The organism is Azospirillum sp. SYSU D00513, from assembly GCF_017356015.1.
GTDB lineage: Bacteria > Pseudomonadota > Alphaproteobacteria > Azospirillales > Azospirillaceae > Azospirillum.
Map to the genome: position 1 here is coordinate 75848 of NZ_JAFIQV010000004.1, position 22828 is coordinate 98675.

Below are 22828 nucleotides of genomic sequence, written 5' to 3' on the forward strand. Positions count from 1 at the left end.
GCGCGCCCGCCCCATATGCTGGGGCATGCCGATCCGATCTCTTTCTTTCCTGCTTCTTCTCCTGTGCGCGGGTCCGGCCTTCGCCGCCGGCCCGCACCATGATCTCGACGTCACGCTCGACCCGGCCGCGCGCCGGCTGGAAGTGGTGGACCGGATCCGACTGCCGCCCGGCGAGCGGACCCTGTGGCTGTCGCCCGCGCTGGCCGTCTCGGAGGCCTCCGTCGCCGGTCGGCCACTGCCCGTGCGGCGGGAGGGCGGGCGGATCCGGCTTACGGTGCCCGCGGATGCTGCCACCGGGGACGGCGCGGAGGTGATCCTGCGCTACGGCGGCACGCTCGCCGCCTTCGGCTCTGACGACAGCGGTGATGGGCCGCTGGCGGGGGAGGAAGGGGCCTTCCTGCCCGAAGGCTCCGGCTGGATACCCGCGATGGGCGGAGAGCCGCCGTCCTGGCGCCTGTCCGTCCGGGTGCCCGCACCCTTCGTCGCCGTGGCGACCGGCCGTCTGTTGGAGGAGGGAAGAGGTCCCGAGGGACACCGCGCTGTCTTCGCCGAGGACCGCCCGGTGGGCGAGCCGTCGCTCTTCGCCGGCCCCTGGACCGTGCGGGAACGGATGCACGGGGGGCTGCGGCTGCGCACATATTTCCACCCGGAGCAGGCGGAGCTGAGCGACGGCTACCTCGATCTGACTGCCCGGACCATCGATGACGCCTCGGCGCGGATCGGAGTTTATCCCTTCGACGGCTTCGCCATCCTGTCGGCGCCGCTCCCCGTCGGCTACGGCTTTCCGGGTCTGACCTACATCGGGCGGCAGGTCATGCCCTTGCCCTTCATCCGCAGCCAGTCGCTGGCCCACGAGATCCTGCACAACTGGTGGGGCAACGGCATCCGCGTGGGGGAGGGCGGCAACTGGGCCGAGGGGCTGACCACCTTCATGGCCGATCATGAATCCGCCGCGCGGCGGTCGCCCGAGGCGGCGCGGGCCATGCGGCTCGACTGGCTGCGCGACTTCGCGGCGCTTCCGCCGGAACGCGACATGCCGCTCACTGCCTTCCGTGCGCGCGGGCACGACGCCTCGCAGATCGTCGGCTACGGCAAGGCGGCCTTCCTCTTCCACATGCTGGAGGGCGAGATCGGCAAGGACGCCTTTTCGGCCGGCAGCCGCCGCTTCTGGGAGACGAACCAATTCCGTGACGCCGGCTGGAGCGACCTGCGCCGGGCCTTCGAGGCCGCGTCGGCCCGCGATCTCGGCCCCTTCTTCGCCCAGTGGCTTGAGCGGTCTGGCGCGCCCGTGCTGCAGCTGAAGGACGTCCGGGCGGAAGACGGCCGCGTGACCGTGACGGCGGCCCAGGACGAGCCCGCCTATGGGCTGAGCATTCCCGTCGCGATCGAGACGGCGGCTGGGATCGAGCGGCACGTCCTGCGGCTCGATGGGCGGCAGGCCACGGCGTCCTTCACCCCCTCCGCCCCCGCCCGGGCCGTCGCGCTGGACCCGGACCAGGACCTGTTCCGCCGTCTCGCTCCCGGCGAGGCGCCACCCATCCTGCGCGACGTGACGCTCGACCCCGCCACGGACGTCGTCGTCGCGGCGGAGGGGGAGGCGGATGATGCCGCCAGAGAGCTTGCTCGTCGGCTGATGGACGGCCCGCCGCGCCTCGTTCCGGCTTCGGGTGCCGACGGTTCAGCCCCGCTCGCCCTCATCGGCACGGCGGAGGCGGTGGAGGGGTTCCTCACCGCGCGCGGCCTGCCGCCGATGCCCGAGGTCGCCGCGACCGCGCAAGGCGTGACGGCGCGTGTCTGGACCTTCCGGACCCCAAAGGGACGCCCGGTGCTGGCCGTCGCTGGCCGGGACGCGGCGGCCTTGCGCGCCCTGCTGCGCCCGCTCCCCCATTATGGCCGCCAGAGCTGGCTTCTGTTCGACGGCTCCAGGGTGGCCGAACGCGGCGTCTGGCCGGCCGGCGACAGTCCGCTGCGGCGTGCAGTGGGGACGGAGGGGAAGTGAAAGGGGATCTGGCCGCTCGGGTATGGGGGGAGGGCCGCCCATTGACCGGTGGGCGGCCCTCCGGGGAACCGGCGGCATGCCGACGAAACAGCCGCCGGATGCAGACACCATAAAGCGGTCGCCGCCGTGCGGGCAGCTGTCAGAGTTCACAGCTGGCGGTTGGCCAAATCACGGAGCGGGTACCACGCAGGACCTCCTCCATCGCGCAGAACCGTGCCGGGCGGCGCAACCGGACTCCGCCGCATCCGCCTTAAGTGCTGGGCCCTTCGTCGGAAGGGCCTTGGGGCCGCTGACCAACGTTGGATTGTGAATTTCAGTTACCGGTTTAATTTACGGTTCATGCAAACCGCTCTCTTCCGATACGCCGCACGACCCGACGCCGATGGCCGCTGCTGGAGCGTCATCGACCGCGAATGCGGCAGCTATGTCCGCGCCGGCGGGCGCTGGCTTGCCGGACTCGGTCCCCAGGCCGCCGCCGAATGGGTCGCCGCCCTGAACCGGTCGGAGCGCGGTTCGCTGGATGAGGATGCGACCGCAGGTCGCCTGGGGCGCTGACGCTCCGTCCCGGCGCGGAAAAGCCCTTGTCGAACAGAGGCTTCTCCGTCCGTGGTAACTTGGCCGGGATTACTGGTTGCGTGCGGCGTCCTGTTTGGTTAACGTTCGCTTAACCATAACGTTGGGGTTCGGGCGTCCGAACTGCGAACACACAGCCATATGCGTGACGACCGGAACCATTTCAGCGCCGCCCCACGGGCTGCCCACAGGCAGGGCCGTGCCGCGCCATGCCCGCTCCCGTGCGTGCCGCGCAACCGCCAATGCCCGTCCGCGCCGCGGCTGTCCTGATCCCGTCCGCGCGCACGCCGAACGAATGTCCCCGAACGAATGCCGATGAGACGCCCGGAAGGCCGCGCCGCATGAGCCTGCTGCACCGCCTGCTTCTGCTGGTCCTGCTGGCCATGCTCCCGGCGCTGGTGGCCCTCGGCATGGCCGCATCGGGCCTGCTCGGCGCGGCGGCGATGCGGTGGCTCGCCGCCGTCGCCCTGCTTGGGCTGGTGAGCCTGCTGGCCGTCTGGTGGGCCGGCAACCGGTTCCTGCGCGGTCCCGTCTCGTCCCTTATCGAGACGACGCGGCGCTGGCGCGATGGCGACCTGTCGGCGCGCACGGGGCTGGCGCGGGACGGGTCGGAGATCGGGATCCTGGGCCGCGCCTTCGACGCGATGGCCGAGGATCTGGAGCGCAAGGCGGGGGAATCCCAGCGGGTGAACGCGCTCGCCCACAAGATGGCCTCCGTGCTGGCCAGCACCACCGACGGCGTGTTCGAGGTGGACCCGGACTGGCGCGTCACCTTCATGAACGAGCGCGCCCGGTCCATGACCGCCGGCAGCCGTGCCGTGGTCGGCCAGTCCCTGTGGGAGGCCTATCCCGAGGCGGTCGGCTCCGTCTTCGACGAGCAGTACCGGCGCGCCATGGCGGAGCAGGTCCCCGTCGAGTTCGAGGCCTATTACGCGCCGCTGGAGTCCTGGTTCGCGGTGCGCGCCTTCCCCTCGCGCGACGGGCTGGCGGTCTTCCTCCAGGACGTGACGGCCCGCAAATGGAGCGAGCACGCGCTGGCCGACGCCGAGAACGCCCGGCGCCAGAGCGAGGAGCGCTTCCACTCGATCTTCGAGCTGGCGGCCGTGGGCATCGAGCGGGTCTCGCTCGACGGGCGCTACCTCGACGTCAACGCCAAGCTCTGCGCGATCCTCGGCGCCCGGCGCGAGGAGCTGCTGGGCGGTTCCATCCGCGACCGCGCCGAGCCCGCCGACCAGCAGGCCGAGGACGCCATGATCGGGCGCCTCCAGGCCGGCGACATCCCGAGCTACGCGGTCGAGAAGCGCTACCGCCGTCCCGACGGATCGGTGGTCTGGACACTGGTCACCTCCTCGCTCGCCCGCATCACCGGGGGCGAGGACGCCTACCGCATCGCCATCGTCGAGGACATCACCGAACGCAAGGCGATGGAGGAAGCGCTGCGCGGCGCCAAGGAGGAGGCCGAGCGCGCCAACCTCGCCAAGAGCCGCTTCCTCGCCGCCGCCAGCCATGACCTGCGCCAGCCGCTGCAATCGCTCTTCTTCTTCACCGCCGCGCTGGAAGGCCATCTCGGCGCAGCACGGGAGGGTGATCCGGCAGGGGGCGATCCGCGGGCCGCCGGCATGGTCCGCCATCTCCAGGAAGGGCTGGACGCGCTGAAGGAGCTGCTCGACAGCCTGCTCGACGTCTCGCGCCTCGATGCCGGGGTGGTGACTCCGACGCTGGAGGAATTCCCCCTTTCGGAGCTGTTCGAGCATCTCGACGCCGCCTACGCCCCCGCCGCGGCGGAGAAGGGGCTCGACTGGCGGCTGGAATCCTGCGGCGGAACCGTGCGCAGCGACCGCACCCTGCTGCTGCGGCTGGTGCGCAATCTTGTGGAAAACGCCTTGCGCTACACCGAATCGGGTCTCGTGCGCGTTCAGTGCCGGGCCGAGGGCGAGCGCGTGGCGATCATCGTGCAGGACACCGGCATCGGCATCCCGCCCGAGCATCTGGAGCGGATCTTCGAGGAGTTCCACCAGGTCGGCAACCCGGAGCGCGACCGCGCCCAGGGGCTGGGGCTGGGGCTCGCCATCGTCCGCCGATTGTCCCGCCTGCTCGACCATCCGGTGGAGGTTCGCTCGGTCCACGGCCGGGGATCGGCCTTCCGCGTGCTGGTTCCCGCCGCGGGAGCACAGCAGCGCGCGCCTGAATCGGCGGTGCCCGCGCGGCCCGAACCCGCGACGGAGGGGCAGGGGCGCCTCGCCGTGCTGGTGGACGATGACGCCGTCGTCCTGATGGGGCTCCAGATCATCCTGCGGGAATGGGGCTACAGCGTGCTCGCCGCCGGCGACCCCGACCAGGCGATGGAGCGGCTCGGCCGGCAGAACCGCGTGCCGGACATCGTCATCGCCGACTACCGTCTGCGCGAGGGCCGCGTCGGGACCGAGGTCGTTCGCCGCGTGCGCGAGCGCTTCGGCCCCCAGGTGCCGGGCGTCATCCTCACCGGCGAGACCGGTCCGGAATGCCTGCACGACGCCGCGGCGCACGGCCTGCGCGTGATCCACAAGCCGGTGACCCCGCGCCAGCTCTCCACCGCCGTCGAGCGGCAGCTCAAGGCGACCGGCTGAAGGGCGGGGAGGGCCGTCAGCGGCTCCCGGCGGTCAGCTTTTCGGCTTCCAGCCCCAGCGTGCCCTGCGTGAAGTCCACCGCGATGACGTTGCTGCGCGCCAGGACCAGGGCGCGGCCGGCCTCGGTCAGGCGGCAGACCTGCCAATCGCGTTTCATCGGGTTGTCGAACCAGGGCTCCGCCCAGCCGGCCTTGAGGCAGGCGGCGACCAGCGTCTTCTTGACCCGCTGGCCCTGGGCGTCGAACAGCGGCAGCTTGCCGCCCGGCTGGTCGATGCCGCGGCGCAGCCACGCCACCTGGGGTTCGGTCGGGGTGCGGCGGGTGCCGGTGCGGCGTGGCGCGGCCATGGTTCGGGTCGTCCCTGCTGTGTCGCCCGGGATCGGGCTGTGGCAATCTTGAGGCCATCTATGCCGGAAGGACAGCCGGCGCAGCAAGGGAACCACCCGATGAATTCCGAAACAGCCGCCGATGCTGGCGCCGATGCCACGGACCTCGCCTTCGTCTACATGACCGCCGCATCCCGCGCGGACGCCGCGCGCATCGGCCGCGCCCTTGTGGAGGAACGACTCGCGGCCTGCGTCAACATCCTGGACGGCATGACCTCCATCTACCGCTGGCAGGGTGCGGTCGAGGAATCGGCCGAAGCGGTCCTCATCGCGAAAACCCGCCGCGCCCTCTTCGACCGGCTCGCCGCCCGCGTGCGGGAACTGCACGGCTACGAGGTGCCCTGCATCCTCGAACTGCCGCTCGGGCGCGGCAACCCGGCCTATGTGGACTGGCTGAGGGAGGGGACGGGGTAAGGACGGCCGGCAGGGATCAGAACCGCGAGCCCGCGCGGCGCAACGGCGTCTGGTCCGTGAGGATGTTGTGATGCCGGAATTCCGCCGGCGACGCCCAGGATAGATACTCCCGCATGCCCGGTGAATCGGAACCGGTCGTGAACCATGGTTCCTTCAGGACCTGTCCGGCATGCGACACCCACTTCGGTATCGCGGGCAGGCGGCTTTGCTTGGCCAGATACGCCGCGATGGCCCCGAGCAGAGGGTACGCGGGCGGCTCATCCGGTGATCCTTTCGGCCAGATGTGGCGAAGCAGGAAGCGATGCTTGTCTTCCTGCCTCGCGACACCATGGACCTGGCGCCGGTGAGCGGCAAGTCGCCCCCTGAGCATGCCCGGCCGAAGGCACGCTGCCGGGCATCCGGCGCCCGGCAGGGCCGAGAGGGTGGATTACTGGATGACCGACCGCGTGTCCGCCGTGACCTTCACCGGCAGCTGCACGGTCATCGGGCTTTCCGCCGGCTTGGCGGCGACGAGGCGGCCGGCTTCGGCGTGGGCCGCGAAGGTCGGGGCGGTGATCAGCCGGGCCTGGAGCGGGCGGGCGACAGTGGCGGGCCGCGCGGAGGCCGAGGCCGGAGCGTGCGTGGCGACGAGGCGGGTCGCCTCGGCTTGGGCTGCGAAGGTCGGGGCGGCGATCAGCCGGGCCTGGAGCGGGCGGGCGGTGTCGGCGGCGAAGGCTGCGCCGGACGCGGCCAGGATTGCGGAGGCAACGGTCAGGGAAGCGGCGAGCTTGAACATGGGAACACTCCTGCGAACGCTGCGGCGGGGGCGGCCTTGCGGCCCGGTCCCTCGCGAAGGGGGCGGTGGTGTCCTCCTGGCCGGCAGCCGGTTTCGGATTTCCGGTCGGGGGCACCACCCTGTTGAGAGCTAATTTAGTCCCGCCTACGACAAAGAAAACCAAATTATTTTGCAATGCAATGTAAGGGATCACTTGTGAATCACTCTGGACCGCCCACGGCGGCATGTCCGCCATGACGGGGCCGCTCTGGACCGCGCCCCTGGCGGCGTGAGAGCGTGAGTTGATCCCCATTCCCGGCCGGAGACCCCGATGTCCGACCTGTCCGCCCGCCTGTCGCTCGGCTTCTCCTGGGTCGGTCATTCGCTGATGCACATCGTGTCGGGTCTCTATCTGACGGTGGTGCTGGCGCTCCAGCACGAATGGCATCTTTCTTATGACGAGCTGATCCGGGTCTGGACGCTCGGCGCCACGCTCATCGCCGTCGGGGCGCCGCTGGCCGGCTGGCTCGGCGACCGCTGGAGCGAGAGCCGCATGATGGCGGTCTTCTTCCTGCTGACCGGCGCCGGATCCATCGTCAGCGGCCTGGCCTCGGACACGGGCGTCCTCTTCTGGGGACTGGCGCTGCTCGGGCTGGGGGCGTCGATCTATCACCCCGTCAGCATGTCCTGGACCGTCAAGAACGCCGCCAACCGGGGCAAGGCGCTGGGCTATCTCGGCATCTTCGGCACGGTCGGCATCGCCTCGGCGGCGGTGGTCGCGGGCGGGCTGACCGACTGGATGGGCTGGCGCGCGGCCATGATCCTGCCCGGCGCCGTCTGCGTCGCGCTGGGCGTGGCGCTGGCCGCGCTGATCGCCACCGGCCATGTCCGCGACCGCCGGGGCGACGTGAAGCCGCAGCCGGCGGCGGAGCGGGGCGACATGGTCCGCGCCTTCCTGGTGCTGTCGGTCACCATGATCTGCTCCGGCCTGCTGTTCAATTCGATGCTGATCGTGCTGCCGAAGCTGTTCGAGACGCGGCTCGGCGGGCTGCTTGGGGAGGGCACGCTGGGCGTCGGCGGCATGGTGACGCTCGTCTATCTGGCGGCGACGGTCCCGCAGCTCATCGGTGGGCATCTCGCCGACCGCTACCCGGTCAAGCGCATCTATGTGCTCTGCCTGCTGCTCCAGACGCCGATGATGGCGCTGATGGCCGTGCTGTGGGACCTGCCGCTGGTCTTCGCCGCCATCGGGGTGGTGATCGGCTCGCAGGTGCAGATCCCCGCGGAAAGCCTGCTGCTCGCCCGCTACACGCCGGCCCGGCACCGGGGCCTCGCCTTCGGCGCCAAGTTCGTGCTGAGCTTCGGCGCCGGCCCCGTCGCGGTGCAGATGGCCGCCGCCGTCTTCGACCGCACCGGCGACTTCCAGGCGCTCTACCTGCTGCTGGCGGCGCTGGCGCTGGTCGCCTTCCTGGCGGCGCTGCTGGTCCCGGAGGAGCGCAAGGAGAAGCCGGCGCCCGCCGCTCCCGCTCCCGCCGCGGCCATCGCCGGCGGGGACTGAGACCGGAACTGTTTCCCGGCGGCGACCACGAACCAAGCGCTCCGCGGACCGCCGCCGCGAAGAGAGCGCGTGACGATGGGTGAGGAATGAGCAGTCAATCCCCGGCCGGCTCCGCGATCCCCGCCGAGGAGCTGGAGGTCATGATCCGCGAGGGCGTGCCCCTGATCGGCAATCTCGGCGTCGCGGTCGAGAGCATCGGTGCCGGCACCGTGCGGCTGCGGCTGCCCTACACCGGCGACATGGTGCGGCCCGGCGGCACCATCACCGGGCCGGCGATGTTCGGGCTGGCCGACGTGGCGCTGTGGGGCGCCGTGATGAGCCTGATCGGCCGGGTCGAGCTGGCGGTGACCACCAGCGCCACCATCAACTTCCTGCGCAAGCCGCCGCCCGTCGCCCTGATCGCGGACTGCCGCATCCTGAAGCTCGGCAAGCGGCTGGCCTACGGGGAGGTGCTGCTCTTCTCCGAAGGCGATCCCGAACCGGTCGCCCACGTCACCGGCACCTATTCCATCCCGCCGCACGACCCCGTCAAGCTTGCGGTATTGGGATACCATGATGGTGAGACGGAGTGAAAAATCCTTTCAAATCAAGGGCTTTGCACTAGAGGTATCTAATTACCGCTTTTGCAAGCCGTTGATTTTGAAGGCGAAAATTTATGTTGACGCGGTGCCGTCGAAACCGTACAAATCCGGCCGCTTCGGCGCCGCGGGATCCGGCGGCCTGCCGATCCCCGATTCACGCAACGAGTGTGACGATGTCGACCTTTAATCTGAAGCCGTCCGAGATCGAGAAGAAGTGGGTGGTCGTCGATGCCGACGGCCTCGTTCTCGGCCGGCTCGCCAGCATCCTGGCGAATATCCTGCGCGGCAAGAACAAGCCGACCTATACCCCGCACATGGACTGCGGTGACCACGTCGTGGTCATCAACGCCGAGAAGGTGAAGCTGACCGGCAAGAAGCGCGATCAGGACATCTTCTACTGGCACACCGGCTATCCGGGCGGCATCAAGGGCCGTTCGAAGGGCCAGATCCTCGACGGCAAGTACCCTGAGCGCGTCATCGAGAAGGCCGTGGAGCGCATGGTTCCGCGTGGCCCGCTCGGCCGCCGCCAGATGTCTCACCTGAAGGTTTACAAGGGTGCGACCCACCCGCACGAGGCGCAGCAGCCGGCCGTGCTGGATGTCGGCGCGTTGAACCCGAAGAACAAGCGGAGCGCGTAATCCAAATGGCTCAGGTCACCACCACCCTCTCCAGCCTGCAGGACCTGCAGGGCAGCGCCACCCCGGTCGCCGCTCCGGCCGAACTGGCCGAGCCGAAGCTGGACGCCCAGGGCCGCGCCTACGCCACCGGCAAGCGCAAGGACGCCGTCGCCCGCGTGTGGATCAAGCCGGGCTCCGGCAAGATCACCGTCAACGGTCGCGACCAGGAAGTCTACTTCGCCCGTCCCGTCCTGCGCATGATGATCGCCCAGCCGTTCGACGTGGCCGGCCGCGTCGAGCAGTATGACGTGATCGCCACCGTCACCGGCGGCGGTCTGTCGGGCCAGGCCGGTGCCGTCCGCCACGGCATCTCCAAGGCGCTGACCTACTTCGAGCCGACCCTGCGTCCGCCGCTGAAGACCGCCGGCTTCCTGACCCGCGACGCCCGCGTCGTCGAGCGTAAGAAGTACGGCCGCGCCAAGGCCCGCCGCAGCTTCCAGTTCTCGAAGCGCTGACCCGCGCACGCGAACTCTGCCATCGGCATCGATACGGCGAGGGGCGTCCCAACGGGACGCCCCTTTCTGCATTCCAGGCAGCGTCCCAACGGGACGCCCCTTTCTGCATTCCAGGCAGCGTTCCAACGGGACGCGCCTTTCTGATTCCGGGCTTGCCGCCCGGTGGCGCCCTTTCTCTTTTTGCACCGCACGCGCTTTCCCGTATCTTCCCATCCGACCTCCCGGCTCCATCCCCGGATCAATCCAACATCGAGAGGGATCCTCGTCCATGGACACTTCCACCGCCCCGATCCGCGTCGGCATCCTCGGCGCGTCCGGCTACACGGGCGCCGAACTGGTGCGCATGCTGCTGCGCCACCCGAAGGTGCGGATCGACGCCCTGACCGCCGAACGGCAGGCCGGCAAGCCGATGGCGGAGGTGTTCCCGCATCTGGGGCGCTACGGTCTGCCCGATCTGGTGAAGATCGAGCAGGTGGCCTGGGACGGGCTGGACATGGTCTTCTGCGCGTTGCCGCACGGCACCACCCAGGAGGTCGTCGCCGGCCTGCCCAAGACCCTGAAGGTCGTCGATCTCTCCGCCGACTTCCGCCTCGCCGACCCGGCCGAATACGCCACCTGGTACGGGCATGAGCACCGTGCGCTGGACCTCCAGAAGGAGGTCGCCTACGGCCTGACCGAGTTCAACCGCCAGGGCGTGCGCGCCGCGCGCTTGGTCGCCAACCCCGGCTGCTACCCGACCGCCACGCTTCTGCCGCTGCTGCCGCTTCTGCTGGACGGGCTGATCGAATCGGACCGGATCGTGGTCGACGCCAAGTCGGGCGTGTCGGGCGCCGGGCGCGACGCCAAGCAGGCCAACCTCTTCACCGAGGTGTCGGAGGGCTTCCACGCCTACGGCGTCGGCCACCACCGCCACATGCCGGAGATCGAGCAGGAGCTGCGGCTGGCCGCCGGCCAGCCGGTCACCATCTCCTTCACGCCCCATCTCGTGCCGATGAACCGCGGCATGCTGGCGACGATCTACGTCCGCATGGCGGAGGGCGTCACCGCCGACGACCTGCGCGCCGCGCTCGCGCGCCGCTATGAGTCCGAGCCCTTCGTCGGCGTCACGCCGGCTGGCGTGGTGCCCGCCACCCGCCATGTCCGCGCCTCCAACCACGCCTTGATCGGCGTGGTGCCGGACCGCGCCCCGCGCGGCGCCATTCTGGTGTCCGTCATCGACAACCTCGTGAAGGGCGCTTCCGGCCAGGCCATCCAGAACATGAACGTCATGTTCGGCCTGGACGAGACCGCCGGCCTGGAACAGGCGCCGCTGTTCCCGTAAGGGACGCGATCACCCCTGGGGAGACGACCATGTCCGGAGTGATCCTGCCCTTCCGGGACCGGTTTCCGCTGATCGACCCGACCGCCTACGTGGCGCCGACCGCCGCCGTGGTCGGCGACGTGGCGGTCGGGCCGGAATCCAGCATCTGGTTCGGCTGCACCGTCCGCGGCGACGTGAACGAGGTGCGCATCGGCGCGCGCAGCAACATACAGGACGGCAGCGTCGTCCACGTCTCCTCCAGGGGGCAGGGGACCTACATCGGCGACGACGTGACCGTCGGCCACATGGCGCTTCTGCATGCCTGCACGCTGGAGAGCGGCTGCTTCATCGGCATGAAGGCCTGCGTCATGGACGGCGTGCTCGTCGAGTCGGGGGCGATCATCGGCGCCGGGGCTCTCGTGACCCCCGGAAAGCGGGTCAAGGCGGGCCAGCTCTGGGCCGGGAGCCCGGCGCGGATGGTCCGCGAGGTGACCGAGGAGGACCGCGAATCCTTCCTCAAACTGGCCGCCGGCTACGTGGAACTGGCGCGAATCCACGGCGGACGCTGATTCCACCCTATGATGCAGTCATGCAACACTGGCCGAGAGTCGGTGGTTAGGACCAAGAGAAGGGGTGCCGGAACCTGTGTCCTCACCATATGTTTCGCGAGTTGCTGGCACGCTAAGTGCGCGCGGGCTGACACTTCATGCGACGGGTCGCTGGCGCAAGCATAGTGGTTGGGAATGTTCTCGAAGGAGTGCAAATAACATGAACAAGCTTTTCCGTTCGGGCCTGGCCCTGGTGCCGGCCGCCCTCGTTGCGGGCATGATGATCGGCGCCGCGCCGGCCCAGGCTCAGACCGCCACCACCGGTGAGTGGTGCAACCCGGTGATCGGCTGGAACAACGTTCCGGTCCGCACCGCGAGCGGCGGCTACGCCATCCACCAGGGCAGCTTCAAGTGCCCGGCGACCGCCGCGGCTCCGGCTCCGGCGACCACCGCGCCGGTCCAGACCGAATATCTGGTGTTCTTCGACTGGGACAAGTCGAACATCACCCCGGCCGCCGAGCGCGTCATCGGTGACGCGGTCGCCGCCATCGGTGCCGGCAACGCCGCCCGCATCCACGTGATCGGCCACACCGACACCTCGGGTTCGCCGGCCTACAACCAGCGCCTGTCGAACCGTCGCGCCGAGGCCGTGAAGCAGGCCCTGGCCGCCCGTGGCGTCCCGGCCTCCAACATCACGACCGAAGGCCGTGGCGAGACCCAGCTGCTCGTCCAGACCGGCCCGAACGTCCGCGAGCCGTCCAACCGTCGCGCGCAGATCCTGCCGCGCACCGGCGCCGGTTCGTAAGGAACCGCATCGGAACGCTTCCCGGTCCGCAAGGGCCGGGCGGCGCTCCGCCGCGAACGGAAAAGGCCCCGGGGTTTTCCCCGGGGCCTTTTTCTTGGTGCGCCTTTCCGGCCGGTTTCCGGCGGGGCCGCCCCCGGTCGCGGCGGACCGCAACCGGAAGCCCCCCGCCGTCAGACCGTCCGCGCCTTCACGTAGGAACCCGGCGCGTCCTCGATCGGCGGCAGGCCGCCCTGGGCGGGGTCTCGGGCCGGCACGGTGCCATCGGCGTACTGCGAGACCCACGCGTTCCATTCCGGCCACCAGGAGCCCGGCCGCTGCTCGGCCCCGGCCAGCCAGTCGTCCGGCGCCGCGGGCAGCGCCTCGCTGCTCCAGTGCGAGTACTTCCCCGCCGCCGGCGGGTTCACCACGCCCGCGATGTGCCCCGACGCGGCCAGCACGAAGCGCACCGGGCCGGAGAAGAGCTGCGTGCCGGCGTAGCTGCTCTTCCAGGGCGCGATGTGGTCCTCGCGCGTGGACAGGAAGAAGGACGGCGTCTCCACCCGGCGCAGGTCGATCGGCACCCCGCCCAGCTGGATCCCGCCCGGCTGCACCAGCAGGTTCTTCTGGTACATGTTGCGCAGGTAGAAGCTGTGCATCGCGGCGGGCATCCGCGTGCTGTCGCCGTTCCAGTACAGCAGGTCGAAGGGGAAGGGGTCCTTGCCCAGCAGGTAGTTGTTCACCACGAAGGACCAGATCAGGTCGTTCGCGCGCAGCATGTTGAAGGCCGTCGCCATCTTCGACCCGTCCAGATAGCCCTGCACGGCCATCTGGTTCTCCAGCGCGGTGAGCTGCTCCTCGTCGATGAAGACCGACAGCTCGCCTGCCTCGGCGAAGTCCAGCATGGTGGTGAAGAAGGTCGCGGACTTGATCCGGTCGTCCCCCTTGGCCGCCATGTAGGCGAGCGTGGAGGCCAGCAGCGTGCCGCCCAGGCAGTAGCCGATGGCGTTGACCTCCTCCTCGCCGGTGGCGGCCTTGATCGCCTCCAGCGCCGCCAGCGGCCCCAGCGCCATGTAGTCCTCGAAGCTCTTGTCGGCCAGCGTGTGGTCCGGGTTCACCCAGGACAGGACGAAGACCGTGTGGCCCTGGTCCACCGCCCACTTGATGAAGCTGTTCTTCTCGCGCAGGTCGAGGATGTAGTACTTGTTGATCCAGGGCGGCACGATCATCAGCGGCCGCTTCTTCACCTCCGCCGTCGTCGGCGTGTACTGGATCAGCTGCATCAGCGAGGTCTGGAAAACCACCTTGCCCGGCGTGACCGCGATGTTCCGGCCGATCTGGAAGGCATCCTGGTCGGTCATGGAGATGCGCAGCTCGCCCTTGCCGCGCTCCAGGTCGGCGAGCAGATGCTCCAGCCCCTTCACGAGGTTCTCGCCGCCGCTTTCCAGCGTCGCGCGCAGCACCTCCGGGTTCGTCATGACGAAGTTGGAGGGCGCCATCGCGTCCACATACTGCCGGGTGTAGAACTCCAGCTTCCTTGCCGTGTGGGGGTCCATCCCCTCCACGTCGTGGACACGCCCCTGCAGCCAGCGCGCGCTCAGCAGGTAGGACTGCTTGATGAAGTCGAACAGCGCCGCCTCGTTCCAGGCCGCGTCCTTGAAGCGCCGGTCGTCCTTTGCCGGGGCGATCACCGGCTCCGGCGTCTGGCCCATGAAGCGCTGCGTCGTGCGCTGCCACAGGGTCAGGTAATCCTGCCAGAGATCGACCTGGGCCTGCACCAGCTTGGCCGGGTCGGCCATCATGCGCGTGGTCATCTCCACGAAGGCCTGGCCGAGCCCCAGCGGGTCCGGGTTGACCTTGCCGAGGCCGTCCGGGTTCTGGCGCGACAGGAACTCCGTCACCAGCCGCTGGCTCTGCTCGGCGATCCGCGCCATGGCGCGCGACATCTCGACCGGGTCGGGCAGCGTCACCTCCGGGACCTGGGGCGCCGAGGATCCGTTGCTTGCCGCGTTGGGGCCGCCTGCCTTGGAACCTTCCGCCTTGGGGCCGCCCGGCTCCACGCCCGCCGGCCTGGTCCCGGTGGAGGGGCGGTCCGAGGAACGGTCCATGGACGGGGCGGCGGCGGACGGGCTCGCCGGGGCGGCGGCAGGCCCGGCGCCACTCTGCTCGGCGCCACTCTGCCCGGCCCCGCTCTGTCCGGCATTGTTCGGTTGAGGGGCGGCTCTCCTGCCGGCCGTGCGGTCGGCTCTCTTCTCGGCCATGGCGGCGGTTCCTTCGGTCACGCGCGAGTTTGCGCTTCTTGGCGGCGGCGCTCGGGTTTATACAGGTCCGACCGGTGCCGGGAAGGTTCCGCCCAAGGTCAGATCGTCCCCCGGCACCCCTGCGGAGTGTCATACACCCATCCGTTGAAGATTTCATGTTCCGCCCGGATCTTCAAGGCGGGCGGGCAGCAAAAGCGCGAGGTTTCGGGAGATGGCGATGCGGCATGGGACGATCCGGCGAGAGGCAATCCGGTGCGGGGCGGCCGGCGTCGCCGGGCTTCTGCTGGCGGCGTCGCTGCTGGGCGGCTGCAGCGACCGCGTGCTCGACCATGGGCTGATCGGCGCCATGACCGGGGAAGCGACGCCGGGCGACGGCCCCTCGCCCGTCCGCCGCATGGGCGGTGGCGAGGCGGAGTTCCCGAACCTCGCCACCGTGCCCCCCCGGCCGACCGACTTCTCGACCCCGCGCCAGCGCCGGCAGGACATGGAAAGCCTGGCGCGCGACCGCGCCGATGCCCAGGGCCTCCAGCGCGCCGCGGGCATCGAGGGCGTGCCCGCCCCGCTCGAGGTGCCGCCGCCACCCAACCTCAGGCCCGGCGCGCCCTGATCCGTCCGGCTCCGGATCTGATCGCGGCTGGGCCCCGTGGGTAACGAATGGCCGATAATTGACGCCGCTGACTAAGAAATTTGCCTCGCATCCGACCCTCCAGGGCGGTAGATAAGGGGTCCCGGTCCGCCCGGCTTTGGATGTGCGGCGCGGCCGGTCTGGCTCCGGAGTGCCCATGAGCGATTCAGAATTTCACCGCATCAAGCGTCTTCCGCCCTACGTCTTCGCCGAAGTGAACGCCATGAAGGCGCGAGCCCGCGCCGCCGGCGAGGACATCATCGACCTCGGCATGGGCAACCCGGACCAGCCGACCCCGCAGCACATCATCGACAAGCTGGTGGAAGCGGTCCGCGACCCGAAGACGCACCGCTATTCGAACTCGCGCGGCATCCCCGGCCTGCGCAAGGCGCACGCGGCCTATTACAAGCGCCGCTTCAACGTGGACGTCGATCCCGAGACCGAGACGATCGTCACCATCGGCTCGAAGGAGGGCCTGGCCAACCTCGCCCAGGCCATCACCAGCCCGGGCGACATCATCCTGGTGCCGAACCCGAGCTACCCGATCCATCCCTTCGGCTTCATCCTGGCCGGCGCCTCGGTGCGCCACCTGCCGGTGGGCATGGCGAACGGCACCTCGACCGACATCGACAGCTTCATGGTCATGCTGGAGCGCGCCGTGCGCCACAGCGTGCCCAAGCCGCTGGCGCTGGTGCTGAACTACCCGTCGAACCCGACGGCCGAGGTGGTGGGGCTCGACTTCTACCGCCCGATCGTGGAGTTCTGCCGCAAGCACGGCATCTACATCCTGTCGGACCTCGCCTACGCCGAGATCTTCTTCGACGGCAACCCGCCGCCCTCCATCCTCGAGATCCCCGAGGCGCGCGAGGTGGCGGTCGAGTTCACCTCCATGTCGAAGACCTTCTCGATGGCCGGCTGGCGCATCGGCTTCGCCACCGGCAACAAGAAGCTGATCAGCTCGCTCGCCCGCATCAAGTCCTACCTGGACTATGGCGCCTTCACGCCCATCCAGGTGGCGGCGACCGCCGCGCTGAACGGGCCGCAGGACTGCATCGACCAGGTCCGCGCCATGTACAAGCAGCGCCGCGACGTGATGATTGAGGGGCTGGCCGCCGCCGGGTGGGAGGTGCCGAGCCCGGCCGCCTCCATGTTCGCCTGGGCGCCGATCCCCCCGCAGTTCGCCCATCTCGGCTCGCTGGAATTCTCCAAGCTGCTGCTCCAGGAGGCCAAGGTCGCCGTGGCGCCGGGCGTCGGCTTCGGCGAGTACGGCGACGGCCACGTCCGCCTGGCGCTGGTGGAGAACGTCCACCGCATCCGGCAGGCCACCCGCTGCATCAAGGAATTCTTCCGCTCCAACGCCGCCGGCGTCGCCGCCGGCAAGGACCCGGAGGCCCGCAAGGCCCTTCTCGACTCCGCCAAGAGCGGCCCGGATAAGGTACAAGTGTCGTGACGTCGTCCAACCAGAATACTTCCAACCAGAAGACCGCCCCGCTCAAGATCGCCGTCGCCGGACTGGGCACCGTCGGCGCCGGCACCCTGAAGCTGCTGGCCGAACAGGCCGACGTCATCGAACAGCGTTGCGGCCGCCGCATCGAGGTGGTCGCCGTCAGCGCCCGCTCGCGCGGCAAGGACCGCGGCGTGGACCTGTCCGGCCTGCGCTGGTACGACGACCCCGTGGCGCTCGCCGCCGATCCCGAGGCCGAGCTGGTGGTCGAGCTGATCGGCGGCTCCGAGGGCTCCGCCCGCAACGTGGTGGAAACCGCGCTGGAGGCCGGCAAGCACGTCGTCACCGCCAACAAGGCGCTGCTCGCCCATCACGGCACCGATCTGGCCCGCAAGGCCGAGGCCAAGGGCCTGACCCTCGCCTTCGAGGCGGCGGTGGCCGGCGGCATCCCCATCATCAAGGGTCTGCGCGAGGGTCTGGCTGGCAACCGCGTGTCGGAGGTGCACGGCATCCTCAACGGCACCTGCAACTACATCCTGACCGAGATGCGCACCACCGGCCGCGAATTCGCGGACGTGCTGGCCGAGGCGCAGGAGCTGGGTTACGCCGAGGCCGACCCCAGCTTCGACATCGACGGGGTGGACGCCGCCCACAAGCTGGCCATCCTGACCTCCGTCGCCTTCGGCTGCCCGGTCGATTTCAAGAACGTCCATGTCGAGGGCATCCGCCACGTCTCGGCGCTCGACTTCGACTACGCCGACGCGCTCGGCTACCGGATCAAGCTGCTGGGCATCGCGCGCCGCACCGAACAGGGTGTGGAGCAGCGGGTCCATCCCTGCATGGTTCCCAAGGCGGCCCCCATCGCCGCCGTGGACGGCGTCTTCAACGCCGTCGTGGCCCAGGGCGACTTCGTCGGGCAGGTCCTGTTCGTCGGCCGCGGCGCCGGCGCCGGCCCGACGGCCTCGGCCGTCGTCGCCGATCTGGTGGACGTGGCGCGTGGCCGGTCTACCCCGACCTTCGGAGTCCCGGCCGGCCGTCTGGCCGAGGCCCAGCCCTCGCCCATGGAGTCCCGGCAAGGGTCGTACTACGTACGCCTGATGGTGCTGGACCGCCCCGGCGTGATAGCGGACATAGCCGCGGCCATGCGCGACCAGAACGTTTCCATGGAACAGTTCCTTCAGCGCGGACGCGCCCCGGGAGAAGCCGTGCCGGTGGTCCTCACCACCCACGACACGACCGAGGCGTCGATGCGCAAGGCGCTGGAGACCATCGCCCGTCAGGGCACGGTCGTGGAACCGCCGCGCATGATCCGCATCGAGCAGTTTTGATCAATCCATAATCGCCGATCGCAGAATCGGGCCGATCATAAACTTGGGGGTGTAACGATGGCCAACAACATGGACCTTCCGGGCATGGACCGGAACCTGGCGCTCGAAGCCGTGCGCGTCACCGAGGCCGCCGCGCTGTCCGCGTCGCTGCTGATGGGCCGCGGCGACGAGAAGCTCGCCGACCAGGCCGCCGTGGACGCCATGCGCAAGGCGCTGAACACCCTGTCGATCGACGGCACCGTCGTGATCGGCGAGGGCGAGCGCGACGAGGCGCCGATGCTCTACATCGGCGAGAAGGTCGGCGCCGGCGGTCCGAAGGTGGACATTGCCCTCGACCCTCTCGAAGGCACCACCATCACCGCCAAGGGCGGCCCGAACTCTCTGGCCGTCATCGCCATGGCCGAGGAGGGCGGCTTCCTGAACGCCCCCGACGTCTACATGGACAAGATCGCCGTCGGCGGCGGCCTGCCGGATGGCGTGGTGGACCTGGACGAGAGCCCGGCCACCAACCTCAAGAACCTCGCCAAGGCCAAGGGCACCGACGTCGAGGAGCTGCTGGTCTGCATCCTCGACCGCCCGCGCCACAGCGAGCTGATCGCCCGGGTCCGCGAGGCCGGCGCCCGCATCATGCTGATCTCCGACGGCGACGTGTCGGGCGTCATCGCCACCAGCCAGATCGGCGCCGCCGTGGACATGTATGTGGGCTCCGGCGGCGCGCCGGAAGGCGTCCTCGCCGCCGCCGCCCTGCGCTGCATCGGCGGCCAGTTCCAGGGCCGCCTGCTGTTCCGCAACGACGACGAGAAGGCCCGCGCCGCCCGCTGGGGCGTCACCGACCTGAACAAGAAGTACAGCATGCTGGAGCTCGCCAGCGGCAACGTCATGTTCGCCGCCACCGGCGTGACCGACGGCGCCATGCTGAAGGGCGTGCGCCGCATCCCCGGCGGGGCCGTCACCCACTCCGTCGTCATGCGCTCCAAGTCGGGCACGGTCCGCTACGTCGAAGCCCACCACAACCTGACCCGCAAGCCGGGCCTGGAAAAGTAAGCAGGCCGGAGGGGAGGGGGCTCCGCCCCCTCCACCCCCGCCAGGGACCGGACGGCCCCTGGACACCGATCAAGGGCGCTCGATTCCGGCCGCGCGCCCTTTTTCTTTGGGGAACGCCGAAGTTTGCAGAAGCGTTTGAGTGGTGCGATGATGCTGCGAACCAGGAATGCACGCCCATGGCACGCTATGTCATCAAAGCGAAGGATGCCGGACAGTTCCAGCGGGTAAAGGCGTTGGTGTCGGTTGGCCGTGTGCCCGTGTTCCTGGCTTCGGAGCGGCGTCATGTCCTCATGACCGGCGCCCTGTCTCCCGAATTGGAGCGTGATGTGATCGCCGCCGGGGCGACAGTGGCCCTGGAGGCCGGCCATGAGCCTGAAACGGCTTACGAGGAGGCGCGGGCTCAAAGTGCCTCAACTCCGAAGCAAGCTCTTCTCGAACGTCTGCGCGGTCAGCCTGCACGCGGCATAGACTGGAAGCGCGAGGATCTGTACGAGGACCGCCATCGAGGGTCGCGCTCGACAGCAACGTGATCCTTTATGCGGAAGGGTTGAACGATGCCGAGCGGCAGGTTCGGGCTCTTGAGATCATTTCCGCACTGCCCGAATCCGAGACGACCATCCCTGTCCAGGTGATGGGGGAAGTTTTGCGGGCTCTTCTGGCAAAGGGGAAATGGCAAAGGCGGGAGCCCTGTGACGCGGTCGGGTCATGGCGGCTTGTCTATCATGTACAGGACACCACCGACGCCGTTCTGACAGGCGCCATGGATCTTATAGAACGCCATGGCTTTCAGGTTTGGGATGCGATCATCCTGGCGGCGTCCGCCGAGGCGGGATGTGGTCTTCTTCTGTCGGAGGACATGCAGGACGGCTTTTCATGGCGGGGTGTGACGATTGCCAACCCGTTTATCGACCCGGTGCATCCGCTGCTTGCTGCCGTGCTGGCGAAAGCTTCTTGAAAGGCTGAGCGCAAGGAATTCTTTGCAGCGTGCTTGACCCTCCCAGGCAATCGGCCCTCCGCCCTCACACCGTCAGGTCCGATTGCGGCGTACCCCTCCGGGACAGCAGCATCTCCTCGTCCTCCTCCAGGCTCGGCGGCGGCTCGCGGCGCAGGTTGATGAGGACGCGGGAGCAACGGGCCTTGATGACGCCCGTGATCTGATCGAGGATCTCCGGCGCGACCGGGAAACGCCCCGCCTCCTCCCGCAGGATGCGGGCGGCCAGCGCCTCGGCGGCGGCGGGCAGGAGGCCGGCCAGGGCGGCCACGCGCTTGCGCAGGCTGAGCGGGGCGAAGCCGACCGCCGTGGCGAGCCGGTCCCAGTGCCGGCCGTAGATGTGGTCCCCGCGGTTGCTCCCGGCGACCGTCATCGCGAGATTGCGCGTCACCCCGTCGCAGACCGCGCCGCACATCAGGTCGTAGAGCGGCGCCAGGCGGACGGCGTTGCCCGGCCCGATCAGAAGGGAATAGTTCTTCGCGTGCGCGTCGACATTGTCGATCAGCACGTTGAAGATAATCGCATCCCGTAGCGCCAGCCGGTCGCGCGCCTTGTCCGTCGAGACGCGGTCGAGGACCGCGAAAAGGTCCGCGATGCCAGGACCCCTGCCATAGCCCTTGTCCTTCTCGTACTTGGCGTAGGGGGGCCTTTCGCAGGCCTGGCAGAAATCCTCCTGGTGAAGGCGGGCGATGCCCCCTTCCTGCCGCGCCCGGTCGTAACGCCGGACCAGGAGGAACGGTTCGTCCCCGGCGATCCCCAGTTCCGAGCGCGCGGCGTCCAGCCCGATCTCGCGAGCGAGCGACAGGCAGAAATGCTCGTTCTCGGTGCTGCCGTAGAAGCGCCTGATGGCTGGCTTGAGGATGAAGGTGCTCGGCGCGCCGCCAAGCGGCAGCGCCAGCCCGCCACCGGCCGCCTTGGCGACCCCCACCTTGCTCTGAGCACCCGCGAGCGACATCTGGATGCCGTCGTCGCCGGCCAGGAGCGGCCGTTCCTCCAGCCGCCGGATGACCTCCACCAGATCGGCCTCGTCCAGCCGCTTGTAGCGCGCGCGCTGTTCGGCGGCGGGGCCGGGCGGGTGGATGGACAGGGCTCCCGCGACGTCGGCGCCCAGCCTTTCCAGCAGACCGAAGACGTCGACGTGCGACACGCCGAGATGCCGGCCCACGAGGGGCAGGTCGTTGCCTTCCGGCAGAAGGTTCAGGAACCAGATGTAGGTGGCGGCCGAACCGAACGCCTCTGCGCGGAGCGGCATCCGCGTCGAGATCGGGAAGGCCCCCGGACGCGACAGCCACGCCGGGCTGTAGGCGAAGGAAATGGCTTCCCGGCCGGGGCCGTGCCGCTCGATCACGCCGACGGCATGGCCGTCATAGGTGATGTCCAGGCGGGCGGTCATTCGGCCTCCACCTCGAGGTCGTCGTCATCGTCCCTGGCGGGTGCGGCGCCCGCCCGCCGCGCCGGAAGGGGCCGGTGCCCGGCCTTGGAGGTATCCTTGGGAAGCGCGCCTCCGGTCGGGAAGCCCTCGAAAGGCGCGCCGGCCGGCTCGCTCATCCCGCGCAGGACCGTGCCGGCCGCCGGCTCTTCCTCGCCGGCAGCCCCGCCCGCCACGGCTTCCGCGCGCGCGCCGCTTTCGCCGGCCCGCCTGTCCGCGTCGCCGGGCTCCGCGATCAGGCGCGTGCCCAGCACGTCCAGGATGCGCAGCGCCTTGCCGATCTGCGCGGTTTCCTTCCCCGCTTCCAGTTCGAGCACATAGCGGTAGCTGACCCCCGCGGCTTCGGCGAGGTCGGTCTGGCGGAGTCCGGCCTCCTTGCGCCGCCTGCGGACATATTGCCCGAAATCCCGGCTGTCCTTCAGAAAGCCTCGGCTCATCATCGCCTCCAGCTGCGCGACCGGTAAGTTCATCCCCTGGAAAGCGCCGGATGAGCATGTCGCTGATCGAACGCTCATTTCTTTTAAACCATTGAGCGTGCGCGCTCAATCAGTTTTTGGCTGGATTCGGCATTCAAAGCCATGAATATGATTGAGGGCTCAGGTGGCTAGCATTCCAACAACTGACCGACCGATCATTATATGGCAGAGTCAGCCCGATAGTGATGCAAAACTTACCAAGCGGTCATTTCTTGAATCGGGCCGCTTCCATGAGCGCATGCTCCGCCCGGTCAAATTGTCGCAACTGATGCAACAAATATCTTCATGGTAGAGCGTTTATCCCTCCAGAAGAAATCTCTATTTCTTTCCTCATGAAAGCCCAGAGCGCGGCATCGGCATCCCCCAAACCCAGGAAGGGAGCCAAGCCCGAACGCCAAGAGGCCCGCCGGTTTCCCGGCAGGCCTCTTTGAGGACGTCCGATCCCTCATCCGAAGAGGAGAGTCGCCATGCGTACCCTGCTGAATTCCTTCAAACGCGACTGGCGGTCCTGGAACCCGTACGAGCGGGCATCCGCCGTCGGGATCGTCGGAGCCGTGTCGGCCGGCGCCGTCATGGCGCTCCACCAGGCATTGTGATCC

The 22828-nt window shown here is 69.2% G+C and carries 23 protein-coding genes; 18 read left to right on the forward strand and 5 right to left on the reverse strand.

Annotated elements, in window-relative coordinates; all coding sequences use genetic code 11:
• Nucleotides 1–25 precede the first annotated feature (25 nt).
• The 3 genes from JUB11_RS04460 (at nt 26) to JUB11_RS04470 (ending at nt 5178) form a co-directional block, all read left to right on the forward strand.
• Nucleotides 26–1999 (forward strand): M1 family aminopeptidase, encoded by a 1974-nt coding sequence (locus JUB11_RS04460; protein WP_207456512.1) that lies wholly within the window; start codon nt 26–28, stop codon nt 1997–1999.
• Between the two features lie 339 nt (nt 2000–2338).
• Nucleotides 2339–2554, forward strand: a complete 216-nt coding sequence (locus tag JUB11_RS04465; RefSeq protein ID WP_207456513.1) for a hypothetical protein — start codon at nt 2339–2341, stop codon at nt 2552–2554.
• A gap of 359 nt (nt 2555–2913) precedes the next feature.
• Entirely contained in the window at nt 2914–5178 is a 2265-nt protein-coding gene (locus JUB11_RS04470; protein ID WP_207456518.1) for a PAS domain S-box protein, read from the forward strand.
• A 16-nt stretch (nt 5179–5194) separates the two neighbouring features.
• Here JUB11_RS04470 and JUB11_RS04475 read toward each other — a convergent pair whose 3' ends face one another.
• The gene (locus tag JUB11_RS04475; RefSeq protein ID WP_247886838.1) at nt 5195–5524 is read right to left on the reverse strand and encodes a hypothetical protein; all 330 of its coding nucleotides are present in this window, start codon (nt 5522–5524) and stop codon (nt 5195–5197) included.
• Nucleotides 5525–5623: 99 nt separating this feature from the next.
• On the opposite strand from JUB11_RS04475, the gene cutA reads away from it, so the two are divergent.
• Nucleotides 5624–5977: a divalent-cation tolerance protein CutA gene (cutA, locus tag JUB11_RS04480; RefSeq protein ID WP_247886839.1), complete on the forward strand. Its 354-nt coding sequence runs from the start codon at nt 5624–5626 to the stop codon at nt 5975–5977.
• A gap of 427 nt (nt 5978–6404) precedes the next feature.
• On the opposite strand, the gene JUB11_RS04485 is transcribed toward cutA, so the two are convergent.
• Nucleotides 6405–6752: a hypothetical protein gene (locus JUB11_RS04485; RefSeq protein ID WP_207456520.1), complete on the reverse strand. Its 348-nt coding sequence runs from the start codon at nt 6750–6752 to the stop codon at nt 6405–6407.
• Between the two features lie 310 nt (nt 6753–7062).
• Here JUB11_RS04485 and JUB11_RS04490 point away from each other — a divergent pair, with 310 nt between their 5' ends.
• The 7 genes from JUB11_RS04490 to JUB11_RS04520 all read left to right on the forward strand — a co-directional run bounded on the left by JUB11_RS04490 (nt 7063) and on the right by JUB11_RS04520 (nt 12655).
• Nucleotides 7063–8289 carry an MFS transporter gene (locus JUB11_RS04490; RefSeq protein ID WP_207456523.1) on the forward strand — a complete coding sequence of 409 codons (1227 nt, stop codon included), beginning with the start codon at nt 7063–7065 and terminating at the stop codon, nt 8287–8289.
• 86 nt (nt 8290–8375) lie between these two features.
• Entirely contained in the window at nt 8376–8861 is a 486-nt protein-coding gene (locus tag JUB11_RS04495; protein ID WP_207456525.1) for a PaaI family thioesterase, read from the forward strand.
• Nucleotides 8862–9043: 182 nt separating this feature from the next.
• Nucleotides 9044–9508, forward strand: a complete 465-nt coding sequence (gene rplM, locus JUB11_RS04500) for a 50S ribosomal protein L13 (protein WP_207456527.1) — start codon at nt 9044–9046, stop codon at nt 9506–9508.
• Between the two features lie 5 nt (nt 9509–9513).
• Nucleotides 9514–10002 carry a 30S ribosomal protein S9 gene (gene rpsI / locus JUB11_RS04505; protein ID WP_207456530.1) on the forward strand — a complete coding sequence of 163 codons (489 nt, stop codon included), beginning with the start codon at nt 9514–9516 and terminating at the stop codon, nt 10000–10002.
• 268 nt (nt 10003–10270) lie between these two features.
• Nucleotides 10271–11323, forward strand: a complete 1053-nt coding sequence (argC, locus tag JUB11_RS04510; protein WP_207456532.1) for an N-acetyl-gamma-glutamyl-phosphate reductase — start codon at nt 10271–10273, stop codon at nt 11321–11323.
• Between the two features lie 29 nt (nt 11324–11352).
• The gene (locus JUB11_RS04515; protein ID WP_207456534.1) at nt 11353–11871 is read left to right on the forward strand and encodes a gamma carbonic anhydrase family protein; all 519 of its coding nucleotides are present in this window, start codon (nt 11353–11355) and stop codon (nt 11869–11871) included.
• A gap of 199 nt (nt 11872–12070) precedes the next feature.
• Entirely contained in the window at nt 12071–12655 is a 585-nt protein-coding gene (locus JUB11_RS04520; protein WP_207456536.1) for an OmpA family protein, read from the forward strand.
• 170 nt (nt 12656–12825) lie between these two features.
• Here JUB11_RS04520 and phaC read toward each other — a convergent pair whose 3' ends face one another.
• Nucleotides 12826–14577 (reverse strand): class I poly(R)-hydroxyalkanoic acid synthase, encoded by a 1752-nt coding sequence (gene phaC, locus JUB11_RS04525; RefSeq protein WP_207456851.1) that lies wholly within the window; start codon nt 14575–14577, stop codon nt 12826–12828.
• 532 nt (nt 14578–15109) lie between these two features.
• On the opposite strand from phaC, the gene JUB11_RS04530 reads away from it, so the two are divergent.
• From JUB11_RS04530 to JUB11_RS04555, 6 genes are all read left to right on the forward strand, one after another.
• The gene (locus JUB11_RS04530; RefSeq protein ID WP_207456538.1) at nt 15110–15499 is read left to right on the forward strand and encodes a hypothetical protein; all 390 of its coding nucleotides are present in this window, start codon (nt 15110–15112) and stop codon (nt 15497–15499) included.
• A gap of 175 nt (nt 15500–15674) precedes the next feature.
• Nucleotides 15675–16967 (forward strand): LL-diaminopimelate aminotransferase, encoded by a 1293-nt coding sequence (locus tag JUB11_RS04535; protein WP_207456541.1) that lies wholly within the window; start codon nt 15675–15677, stop codon nt 16965–16967.
• Nucleotides 16964–18289 (forward strand): homoserine dehydrogenase, encoded by a 1326-nt coding sequence (locus tag JUB11_RS04540; RefSeq protein ID WP_207456542.1) that lies wholly within the window; start codon nt 16964–16966, stop codon nt 18287–18289. Before JUB11_RS04535 ends, JUB11_RS04540 begins: the two co-directional genes overlap by 4 nt.
• A gap of 84 nt (nt 18290–18373) precedes the next feature.
• Nucleotides 18374–19333 carry a class II fructose-bisphosphatase gene (glpX, locus tag JUB11_RS04545; RefSeq protein WP_207456854.1) on the forward strand — a complete coding sequence of 320 codons (960 nt, stop codon included), beginning with the start codon at nt 18374–18376 and terminating at the stop codon, nt 19331–19333.
• Nucleotides 19334–19509: 176 nt separating this feature from the next.
• Nucleotides 19510–19863: a hypothetical protein gene (locus tag JUB11_RS04550; RefSeq protein ID WP_207456543.1), complete on the forward strand. Its 354-nt coding sequence runs from the start codon at nt 19510–19512 to the stop codon at nt 19861–19863.
• Nucleotides 19860–20288, forward strand: a complete 429-nt coding sequence (locus tag JUB11_RS04555; RefSeq protein ID WP_348771353.1) for a PIN domain-containing protein — start codon at nt 19860–19862, stop codon at nt 20286–20288. The genes JUB11_RS04550 and JUB11_RS04555 overlap by 4 nt, the downstream gene beginning before the upstream one ends.
• A gap of 64 nt (nt 20289–20352) precedes the next feature.
• On the opposite strand, the gene JUB11_RS04560 is transcribed toward JUB11_RS04555, so the two are convergent.
• Nucleotides 20353–21717 carry a type II toxin-antitoxin system HipA family toxin gene (locus JUB11_RS04560; protein WP_207456544.1) on the reverse strand — a complete coding sequence of 455 codons (1365 nt, stop codon included), beginning with the start codon at nt 21715–21717 and terminating at the stop codon, nt 20353–20355.
• Complete coding sequence (locus JUB11_RS04565; protein WP_247886840.1) at nt 21714–22223, reverse strand: helix-turn-helix transcriptional regulator; 510 nt, start codon at nt 22221–22223, stop codon at nt 21714–21716. Before JUB11_RS04565 ends, JUB11_RS04560 begins: the two co-directional genes overlap by 4 nt.
• 473 nt (nt 22224–22696) lie before the next feature.
• On the opposite strand from JUB11_RS04565, the gene JUB11_RS33115 reads away from it, so the two are divergent.
• Complete coding sequence (locus JUB11_RS33115; protein WP_282188999.1) at nt 22697–22825, forward strand: hypothetical protein; 129 nt, start codon at nt 22697–22699, stop codon at nt 22823–22825.
• The last annotated feature ends 3 nt before the right edge of the window (nt 22826–22828 follow it).

Coding starts and splice junctions, on each gene's coding strand:
- JUB11_RS04460 (WP_207456512.1), top strand. CDS start 26: ATGCCGATCCGATCTCTTTCTTTCCTGCTTCTTCTCCTGTGCGCGGGT.
- JUB11_RS04465 (WP_207456513.1), top strand. CDS start 2,339: ATGCAAACCGCTCTCTTCCGATACGCCGCACGACCCGACGCCGATGGC.
- JUB11_RS04470 (WP_207456518.1), top strand. CDS start 2,914: ATGAGCCTGCTGCACCGCCTGCTTCTGCTGGTCCTGCTGGCCATGCTC.
- JUB11_RS04475 (WP_247886838.1), bottom strand. CDS start 5,524: ATGGCCGCGCCACGCCGCACCGGCACCCGCCGCACCCCGACCGAACCC.
- cutA (WP_247886839.1), top strand. CDS start 5,624: ATGAATTCCGAAACAGCCGCCGATGCTGGCGCCGATGCCACGGACCTC.
- JUB11_RS04485 (WP_207456520.1), bottom strand. CDS start 6,752: ATGTTCAAGCTCGCCGCTTCCCTGACCGTTGCCTCCGCAATCCTGGCC.
- JUB11_RS04490 (WP_207456523.1), top strand. CDS start 7,063: ATGTCCGACCTGTCCGCCCGCCTGTCGCTCGGCTTCTCCTGGGTCGGT.
- JUB11_RS04495 (WP_207456525.1), top strand. CDS start 8,376: ATGAGCAGTCAATCCCCGGCCGGCTCCGCGATCCCCGCCGAGGAGCTG.
- rplM (WP_207456527.1), top strand. CDS start 9,044: ATGTCGACCTTTAATCTGAAGCCGTCCGAGATCGAGAAGAAGTGGGTG.
- rpsI (WP_207456530.1), top strand. CDS start 9,514: ATGGCTCAGGTCACCACCACCCTCTCCAGCCTGCAGGACCTGCAGGGC.
- argC (WP_207456532.1), top strand. CDS start 10,271: ATGGACACTTCCACCGCCCCGATCCGCGTCGGCATCCTCGGCGCGTCC.
- JUB11_RS04515 (WP_207456534.1), top strand. CDS start 11,353: ATGTCCGGAGTGATCCTGCCCTTCCGGGACCGGTTTCCGCTGATCGAC.
- JUB11_RS04520 (WP_207456536.1), top strand. CDS start 12,071: ATGAACAAGCTTTTCCGTTCGGGCCTGGCCCTGGTGCCGGCCGCCCTC.
- phaC (WP_207456851.1), bottom strand. CDS start 14,577: ATGTCGCGCGCCATGGCGCGGATCGCCGAGCAGAGCCAGCGGCTGGTG.
- JUB11_RS04530 (WP_207456538.1), top strand. CDS start 15,110: ATGCGGCATGGGACGATCCGGCGAGAGGCAATCCGGTGCGGGGCGGCC.
- JUB11_RS04535 (WP_207456541.1), top strand. CDS start 15,675: ATGAGCGATTCAGAATTTCACCGCATCAAGCGTCTTCCGCCCTACGTC.
- glpX (WP_207456854.1), top strand. CDS start 18,374: ATGGACCGGAACCTGGCGCTCGAAGCCGTGCGCGTCACCGAGGCCGCC.
- JUB11_RS04550 (WP_207456543.1), top strand. CDS start 19,510: ATGGCACGCTATGTCATCAAAGCGAAGGATGCCGGACAGTTCCAGCGG.
- JUB11_RS04560 (WP_207456544.1), bottom strand. CDS start 21,717: ATGACCGCCCGCCTGGACATCACCTATGACGGCCATGCCGTCGGCGTG.
- JUB11_RS04565 (WP_247886840.1), bottom strand. CDS start 22,223: ATGAACTTACCGGTCGCGCAGCTGGAGGCGATGATGAGCCGAGGCTTT.
- JUB11_RS33115 (WP_282188999.1), top strand. CDS start 22,697: ATGCGTACCCTGCTGAATTCCTTCAAACGCGACTGGCGGTCCTGGAAC.